At 40.0% G+C, this 7,449-nt stretch carries 10 protein-coding genes; 9 read left to right on the top strand and 1 reads right to left on the bottom strand.

Annotated elements, in window-relative coordinates; all coding sequences use genetic code 11:
• A partial coding sequence (locus A37S_RS0122090; protein ID WP_028298829.1) for a transposase occupies positions 1-195 on the bottom strand: 195 nt, incomplete at its 3' end.
• 195 nt (positions 196-390) lie between these two features.
• Here A37S_RS0122090 and A37S_RS0122085 point away from each other — a divergent pair.
• The 9 genes from A37S_RS0122085 to A37S_RS0122045 all read left to right on the top strand — a co-directional run bounded on the left by A37S_RS0122085 (position 391) and on the right by A37S_RS0122045 (position 7,348).
• The gene (locus tag A37S_RS0122085) at positions 391-1,197 is read left to right on the top strand and encodes an SDR family oxidoreductase (RefSeq protein WP_028298828.1); all 807 of its coding nucleotides are present in this window, start codon (positions 391-393) and stop codon (positions 1,195-1,197) included.
• A 73-nt stretch (positions 1,198-1,270) separates the two neighbouring features.
• Positions 1,271-2,182, top strand: a complete 912-nt coding sequence (locus A37S_RS0122080; protein WP_028298827.1) for a helix-turn-helix domain-containing protein — start codon at positions 1,271-1,273, stop codon at positions 2,180-2,182.
• Positions 2,183-2,249: 67 nt separating this feature from the next.
• Entirely contained in the window at positions 2,250-2,828 is a 579-nt protein-coding gene (locus tag A37S_RS0122075; protein WP_028298826.1) for a TetR/AcrR family transcriptional regulator, read from the top strand.
• Positions 2,829-2,865: 37 nt separating this feature from the next.
• Entirely contained in the window at positions 2,866-3,480 is a 615-nt protein-coding gene (locus tag A37S_RS0122070; RefSeq protein ID WP_028298825.1) for a hypothetical protein, read from the top strand.
• 48 nt (positions 3,481-3,528) lie between these two features.
• Positions 3,529-4,311 carry an SDR family oxidoreductase gene (locus A37S_RS0122065; RefSeq protein ID WP_028298824.1) on the top strand — a complete coding sequence of 261 codons (783 nt, stop codon included), beginning with the start codon at positions 3,529-3,531 and terminating at the stop codon, positions 4,309-4,311.
• Positions 4,312-4,395: 84 nt separating this feature from the next.
• The gene (locus A37S_RS0122060; protein WP_036603854.1) at positions 4,396-5,172 is read left to right on the top strand and encodes an SDR family oxidoreductase; all 777 of its coding nucleotides are present in this window, start codon (positions 4,396-4,398) and stop codon (positions 5,170-5,172) included.
• A 20-nt stretch (positions 5,173-5,192) separates the two neighbouring features.
• Complete coding sequence (locus A37S_RS0122055) at positions 5,193-6,215, top strand: saccharopine dehydrogenase family protein (protein ID WP_028298822.1); 1,023 nt, start codon at positions 5,193-5,195, stop codon at positions 6,213-6,215.
• Positions 6,216-6,217: 2 nt separating this feature from the next.
• A complete protein-coding gene (locus tag A37S_RS25775; protein WP_051293393.1) occupies positions 6,218-6,688 on the top strand; it encodes a nuclear transport factor 2 family protein in 471 nt (156 codons plus the stop codon).
• Between the two features lie 111 nt (positions 6,689-6,799).
• Positions 6,800-7,348 (top strand): DNA-3-methyladenine glycosylase I, encoded by a 549-nt coding sequence (locus A37S_RS0122045; RefSeq protein ID WP_028298821.1) that lies wholly within the window; start codon positions 6,800-6,802, stop codon positions 7,346-7,348.
• Positions 7,349-7,449 lie beyond the last annotated feature (101 nt).

Here is a 7,449-nt window from a genome sequence, read left to right as displayed (position 1 = left end):
CATAAACTCTTTGTTCCAGGCGTAGAACTGGGACTGGGCGATGCTGTGCTTTCTGCACAATTCTGCCACAGAGGTCTCGGCTCTAAGACCCTCCATAACGATCAAAATCTTCTGTTCGGCGGTAAAGATCCTGCGCGTATTCTTACGAATGTCTTTTACAAATGATTCCGTGCTCTTCTTCTTTGGTGTTCCCATAATTAAATCTAACGTTTTTGATGAAAACACTCCTTAAGTTTTTAAAATATCGTGTCCACTTTTTGCTGACGATTTACAAAAAAGGGTTACAAATTGAAAACAAACGTCATTTTGGCTTACAATATCTCATTTTAGATTAATTTATGGCTTTTCGCAATGCCCATCTTTGCATAGTTAAATTAAAACAAAGAAATTATGCAAAAGACAATTTTCATTACGGGAGCCTCTTCAGGACTGGGTAAAGCAACAGCTAAATTATTTCACGCAAAGGGTTGGAACGTTATTGCAACGATGCGAAATCCTGAAAAAGAAAATGAATTAAAAGAACTTCCAAATGTAACATTAGTAAAATTGGATGTTACTGATAGTGCTGTAATTCAAAAAACAGTTTCGACTATTTTACAATCCTATTCGGTCGATGTAGTATTGAATAATGCCGGTTACGGTCTGATAGGTCCGTTAGAAGCTTTGACAAACGAACAAATTCTATCGCAGGTGCACACCAATCTGTTTGGTGTAATTAACGTAACCAGAGCATTTGTTCCGCATTTTAGGGAAAGGAAAAGTGGAAGCTTTATCAACATTACCAGCACATTTGGATTAATGGGCTATCCCACCTGTTCGATTTATAATGCGACCAAATTTGCTGTAGATGGTTTTTCCGAGGGGCTGGCTTACGAATTGGCTCAATTTGGTATCAAAGTTAAAGTGGTAGCACCGGGTGGAATGCAGACTGATTTTGCGGGAAGGTCATTACAGGGAGGAATGCACGATGCATACGCCCAACTTGTAGCAAAAGTAAGTGAGGGCTATAGCGAGGAGCAGCTTGCCAATTATACAAAAGCAGAAGGCGTGGCCGGGATTATTTATGATGCAGCCACTGACAACAAAGATCAGCTAAGGTATATAGCAGGTAATGATGCTGTAAGTTTATACAGGGAACGCTTGGAATTGACACCCGAAGGACAATTCGAAAAAACACGTTCACAATTTGTATTTTAGTTTCTTTGTTTCTGTCTGATTTAATACAAATCTGGCAGAAGCAACTTCTTTATGAATTACTTAAATTTGTACTATGAAAAAACAGCCTGTCATATTCAGTTCACTATCACAATTGCATCGAGCAATGGGGCAAGCGGCTCCGTCACATCCGCTGGTTAGTATAATGAATTATGGAGATGCTGAGTTTGACCCAAAGGATTTTGAACAGGGAATTATACTCGACTTTTACAAGATATCTTTCAAGACAAACTTTTCCGGAAAACTGAGATATGGTCAAGGATATTATGATTTTGAAGCAGGTGGAATGTCGTTTATAGCACCCGGTCAGTTATTGAAAATGCAGGATGAAGAAGCTGATTATAGTGGGATGACACTCCATATCCATCCCGATTTCATTCGACATTATCCGTTAAATACACAGATCAAACATTACGGTTTTTTTGGCTACTCGGCAGCCGAGGCCCTTTATCTTTCCGAAAAGGAAAAAGCAACAATTCTGAGTATTTACAGATTTATTCAGGAGGAGCTGTGCGAACGCATTGATAAATTCAGTCAGGATGTAATCATCTCACAAATTGAATTGTTGCTCAATTATGCCAATCGCTTTTATGACCGGCAGTTCCTAACCCGGAAAGCTGTAAATAATGATATTCTTTCCAAATTAGAAGAGTTGCTGGAAAACTATTTTATGGATGATAAACTACTGATTAAGGGATTGCCGACCGTAAATTCAGTAGCAGAAAATCTTAATGTAACGCCACGCTACCTGAGCGATCTGTTGCGGAACCTGGTCGGTTTGAATACCCAACAATACATTCATGAAAAAGTGATAGCAAAGGCAAAGGAATATCTGGCAAAGGATGAATTGACCATCGCTGAAATTGCTTATCATTTAGGATTTGAACACCCACAGTCGTTCAATAAACTATTTAAAAGTAAAACTTCGCTTTCCCCATCAGATTACAAAAAGAGCTTATTGAACTAATTCGAAAAGCTAAATATTAAATTTTGAAACACTTGTTTCAGATATTTTTATATCTTTGCAAAGAATTATGGCAAGAAATGTTGAATTTGACGAACAGGTAGCGGTTTCCAAGGCAATGGATGTCTTTTGGAGGAAAGGCTATAATGGCACTACGATGCGGGATCTGACCGAGGCGATGGGTATCAATAGCAGCAGTCTTTACAACACCATCGGCGACAAGCACGAGCTTTTTATCCGTAGTATAAAGCATTATACCGAAACCAGAATGAAGGAAGCCTTAAAACAGTTGGAGCCTATCAAATCTCCAATAAAGGCGATCGAAAAATTTATCCAATCTTCGGTTTATGTCATTACAAACGAACCCAACAGTTGCTTGGCTATTAAAACTACTTTTGAGGTAGCTGCAACCGATGAACAGGTGCAAAAAATCATTAAAGCCGATAATGATTTTACTTATAATCTTTTGAATGGTTTAGTGGAAAAAGCAATCCAGAAAGGAGAAATAACGGTAAGCCAGGATGCAGCTATGCTGACGGACTATATCATCAACCACTTTAGTGGCTGGCACGAATTTTTTATCATCCACAAGGACAAAAATCGCATCAAGAATATGGCAACATTCCTGATAAAACAAATCAACCAATAATTTTTTTGTCAAAATCTGAAACAAACGTTTTAAAATTATGAATATACTACAAGAGTACAAAGACTATTTCTCAGCAAATGAAAAGCCGGAAGTAGTAGAGATAGGTGAAGCAAACTATGTGTCTATTCTTGGAGATGGAAGTCCCGGAACGGCTCTTTTCTATAAAAAGAAAGCTGCCATCAAAGAATTTGTTGCTGTACTGGAGCAGCATTATACTGCAATAGATCTGGCATTTTCGAGCAGCGTGGTAGAAATATTCTACTGGTTTGATGAGGAAGAAGTGGGATATGTAGATATCGGTAATTTCTATACTACGGTAGATTTAGATCTGTTGAAGTATCGTATTGCTATCCGCATTCCGGACTTTGTGAAAGCTGAAATCATCCAAGAGATTGGGCAAACAAGCGATCTCTCTTTCGCAAAAGACTTTGAGCACTTTACCTACACAGCAGGAACTTGTGTACAGCTTTTGCACAAGGGACCTTTTGCAGGAGAATTACAAACCCTGCCAATACTGCAAAAATTTGCTACAGAGAATAGATTTAAGAAATCCGGAATGCACCACGAAATCCACTTGACCCACTTTGAACTGGGACAAAGTCAGGAGCATCTGCAAACTATTTTGCGTGATCCGGTAATAAAACAACAATAAATTTTTTAAATAAATCTGAAACAAATGTTTCAATAATTACAAACAATAATGGATAAATCAAATAAAGAATTATCGGGAAAGATAGCCCTGGTTACGGGTGGAACAAAAGGGATTGGAAAAGCCATCGCAGATAAGTTGGCATCCAATGGGGCAACAGTTGTGGTAACAGCACGAAAGCCGTCCGAACAAGAAAGCGCACATCATTTTATAGGAGCCGATCTGACCGATAGTAGCAATATAGTGGAACTAACAGGAAAAATCATCGAAAAATACGGAACGCTGGATATCCTAATCAACAATGTGGGCGGTACTTCCTCTCCGGCAGGAGGTTTCCAAATGCTCAGCGACGACGACTGGAACAGGGATATCGAACTCAATCTTTTGGCTTCCATCAGGCTGGATAGGGCTATGGTTCCAAAGATGATCGAAAAGAACACGGGAGTAGTGATCCACATTTCCTCACTAAACGGCAAAATACCCTTGTACCAGTCCAATTTCTCTTATGGTGTAATGAAATCGGCTTTAAACGCGTACAGTAAAACACTTGCCAATGAAGTTGCCAAAAACGGTGTTCGAGTAAATACAGTATCCCCTGGTATGGTTAAAACAACAGCTATGGAAACTTTTCTGGAAACTTATGCCCAGACCATCAACAAAACCGTATCGGACGCTTCACAACAACTTATGGACAGCCTGGGTGGTGTGCCGTTAAACCGTTTGGCCGAGCCTGAAGAAATTGCCAATATGGTGGCTTTTTTGGTATCGGATGGTGCGAGTTACATTACGGGAGCCAATATGCTTGTTGATGGCGGTACATATCCATCAGTTTAATAACCGGTTAGTTTAAGTATAGTAAAAAAATAATAAGATCCGAAACATTGGTTTCGATAGGTCATTCAATTAAAAAAAGAAGAAATGGAAAAAGAACTTATAGGCAAAGTAGCTTTGGTAACCGGAGGAACAAAAGGTATAGGCCAGGCAATCGCCGAAAGGTTGTCTGATGCTGGTGCAATTGTGGTCGTAACTGCGAGAACCCGCCCTACAGAAACGCAAACAAAACATCATTTCATTGCCGCAGATTTGACTATTGCCAGTGAAACTAGTAAGGTGGTAAGTGAAATCAATGAAAAGTTTGGTTTAATCGATATTTTGGTCAATAATATGGGTGGTTCTACCAGTCCTTCGGGTGGGTTTGGAGCCCTTACCGATGAACATTGGGAGAGTGACCTGCAGTTAAACCTACAATCTGCCGTCCGCATAGACAGGGCGATTTTGCCGCAGATGGTGGAAAAGAAAAGCGGTGTCATCATCCATATATCTTCAGTCACAGGTACACTTCCCGTATATCAATCATTGGGCGGTTATGCCGTTGCCAAAGCTGCCCTGAATAATTACAGCAAAAGTTTGTCGAAAGAATTTAGCCCACAAGGGATCAGGGTGTCTACGGTCTCTCCGGGAATGGTAAAGACCGATACAATGGATGCCTACCTGCAATCACTAGCCGAAACATCTGGTTTGAGCATAGAACAGGTAACACAAAATTTGATGGATAGCCTCGGCGGAATACCATTGGGAAGGATGGCTCTGCCGGAGGAAATAGCAGAACTGGTTGGCTTCTTGGTATCTCCAAAAGCATCCTATATCACAGGGGTAAATTATATTATTGACGGAGGGTCAAATCCATCATTATAATTGTTAAATATTACAAGAATATGGACAATAAGAAAAACAAGCTCCTGATTTATGGTGCATCTGGATATACGGGAAAAATCATTGCAACTAGAGCAAAGGAATTAAATATTGATTTTGAGATTGCAGGACGGGACCCCGATAAAACTCGAAGATTGGCAGAAGAATTAGCGGTGGATTATCACATTTTTGATGTAGATACCGAATACGCTTGGAAAAAAGCATTAGATGGTAAACAGGTTCTAATCAATGCCGCTGGACCATTTAAGTTCACTGCCGACCAAGCGATGAAAGCCTGCCTCAAAGCTGGTGTTCACTATCTGGATATCAGTGCGGAATTGGATACCTACCGATTGGCACAATCGCTGGACAGGGAAGCTCGGGAAGCTGGAATACAATTGATATCCGGTGCTGGTCTTTTTGTAAGCTATGATGCCTTGGTGGTGTATCTTTCAAAATTAGTGGCAGAACCTGAGTACTTGAAAGTGGGCTTCCGACACTACGGAGGTTTTTCCAGAGGGTCGGTTTTAAGTAGTAAGAACATCGCAGACTTAGGCACATTAATTCGTCGAAATGGTGAAATCATTGATAATCCTGATCCAAAGTCGAAAATGTTTTTGTTTGGCAAAGAGGAAGTGGAATGTATGCCAACACCTCTGGGTGGAATTATACTAAGTTATAAATCAACGGGAATTCCAAATATCGAAGAATTTTTTTCTCTAAAACTGCCTGCCACGGAACTTCAGGATTTAACAGCCGAAAATTTGCCTGATGGACCGACCAGGGAAGAACGGGCAGCGGGGCGAAATGGGATTTCAGCAGAGATTACAGGACAAGACGGGAAAGTAGTAAAAGCGTATGTAGATGCTCCTTCGGGATATGACCTTACACCGCTTTCGGTAGTAGCAGTGGCACATCGCATCTTAAATGCCGACTTTAAAGTCGGCTATCAATCACCTGGCTCGGCATATGGTGAGGATATTATTAACGATATCCCTGATACCTATTTAATCGACAATAACGACTATCAAAAAAATCAAATTTGAAAATGAGTAACGAACAGCAGATCCATAACTTAATTGCCAGATACACGCATTATGTAGATCAGGCCAGATTTGATAAGGTTGGAGATTTATTTGCCAACGGGAAAATTATATCTCCAGACAATGTGATGGAAGGCAAAGTAGGTGTTGTTAGCCAATTGAGTAAAAATTTGCAGGTCTATGCAGATGGAACCCTTAGAACCGCACACCTGACCACCAACACGGTTTTGGATATCCAAGAAGATACAGATGAGGCAACGGCGGTATCCTATCTTACGATTTTACAAGCAGATGCCGAAAGAGGACTTTCTTTACAGCCAATTGCCGTGGGCCGTTACCATGATACTTTTAAGCGGGTGGATGACCACTGGGAGTTTTCGGTTAGGGAACTTATCATCACACTGGCAGGAGATCTTTCACACCACGCAGCACCAAATACTATCGATCCTCAGACAATCGAAAACAGAGGGAAATAAGCTGTTTGAAAGCATAGTTAAAATTCGTCAAAATGGCAACGAAACCTTCCATTTTGACGAACTTTAACTTCACAGTTTAGTCCATCTTTGTACTAACATAAATTAATAACAATGAGTTACTGCAACTATATACCTATGATGAAGGAACCCAGCCGGAGCATTCACCAGAATTATCATGACAATCATTACGGATTTCCCATTCATGATGACAATGAGCTTTTCGGTCGTTTGATTATGGAAATAAATCAGGCGGGACTAAGTTGGGAAACCATCCTTAAAAAAGAGGAAAACTTTCGCAAAGCGTATGATAATTTTAATCTTGAGAAAGTGGCAGCTTATACAGAAAAAGACCGTGAACGATTACTGAACGATGCAGGAATTATCCGCAATAAACTTAAGGTTAATGCCGCAATTGAAAACGCAAAGACCATTTTGTTATTGCAAAAGGAATATGGCAGTTTTGAAAAATGGCTGGAACATCAGCATCCCAAACCTAAAGAAGAATGGGTAAAACTGTTTAAAAAAACATTCCGTTTTACAGGTGGAGAAATCGTAAATGAGTTCCTAATGAGCATTGGTTATCTATCTGGAGCTCACTCGCCGTCCTGTCCGGTACATATAGCTATATTAGAAACAAATCCAATGTGGGCTAAACAATAGTAATATTATGAATCACTACCAAACGGATAAACTTAAAAACAGGCAATAAACTCACTTAACTTACTGATTATCAGTAAATATTTTCATTAGATAAAAAAGCC

It is taken from the genome of Olivibacter sitiensis DSM 17696 (assembly GCF_000427965.1).
Classification (GTDB): domain Bacteria; phylum Bacteroidota; class Bacteroidia; order Sphingobacteriales; family Sphingobacteriaceae; genus Olivibacter; species Olivibacter sitiensis.
The sequence above is the reverse complement of the archived record's forward strand: the minus strand, read 5'-3'. Positions and strand labels throughout refer to the sequence as shown.

Excerpts from the sequence above, each read along its gene's own strand:
- A37S_RS0122045 (WP_028298821.1), top strand. The coding sequence starts at position 6,800 with ATGAGTTACTGCAACTATATACCTATGATGAAGGAACCCAGCCGGAGC.
- A37S_RS25775 (WP_051293393.1), top strand. The coding sequence starts at position 6,218 with ATGAGTAACGAACAGCAGATCCATAACTTAATTGCCAGATACACGCAT.
- A37S_RS0122065 (WP_028298824.1), top strand. The coding sequence starts at position 3,529 with ATGGATAAATCAAATAAAGAATTATCGGGAAAGATAGCCCTGGTTACG.
- A37S_RS0122060 (WP_036603854.1), top strand. The coding sequence starts at position 4,396 with ATGGAAAAAGAACTTATAGGCAAAGTAGCTTTGGTAACCGGAGGAACA.
- A37S_RS0122070 (WP_028298825.1), top strand. The coding sequence starts at position 2,866 with ATGAATATACTACAAGAGTACAAAGACTATTTCTCAGCAAATGAAAAG.
- A37S_RS0122055 (WP_028298822.1), top strand. The coding sequence starts at position 5,193 with ATGGACAATAAGAAAAACAAGCTCCTGATTTATGGTGCATCTGGATAT.
- A37S_RS0122075 (WP_028298826.1), top strand. The coding sequence starts at position 2,250 with ATGGCAAGAAATGTTGAATTTGACGAACAGGTAGCGGTTTCCAAGGCA.
- A37S_RS0122085 (WP_028298828.1), top strand. The coding sequence starts at position 391 with ATGCAAAAGACAATTTTCATTACGGGAGCCTCTTCAGGACTGGGTAAA.
- A37S_RS0122080 (WP_028298827.1), top strand. The coding sequence starts at position 1,271 with ATGAAAAAACAGCCTGTCATATTCAGTTCACTATCACAATTGCATCGA.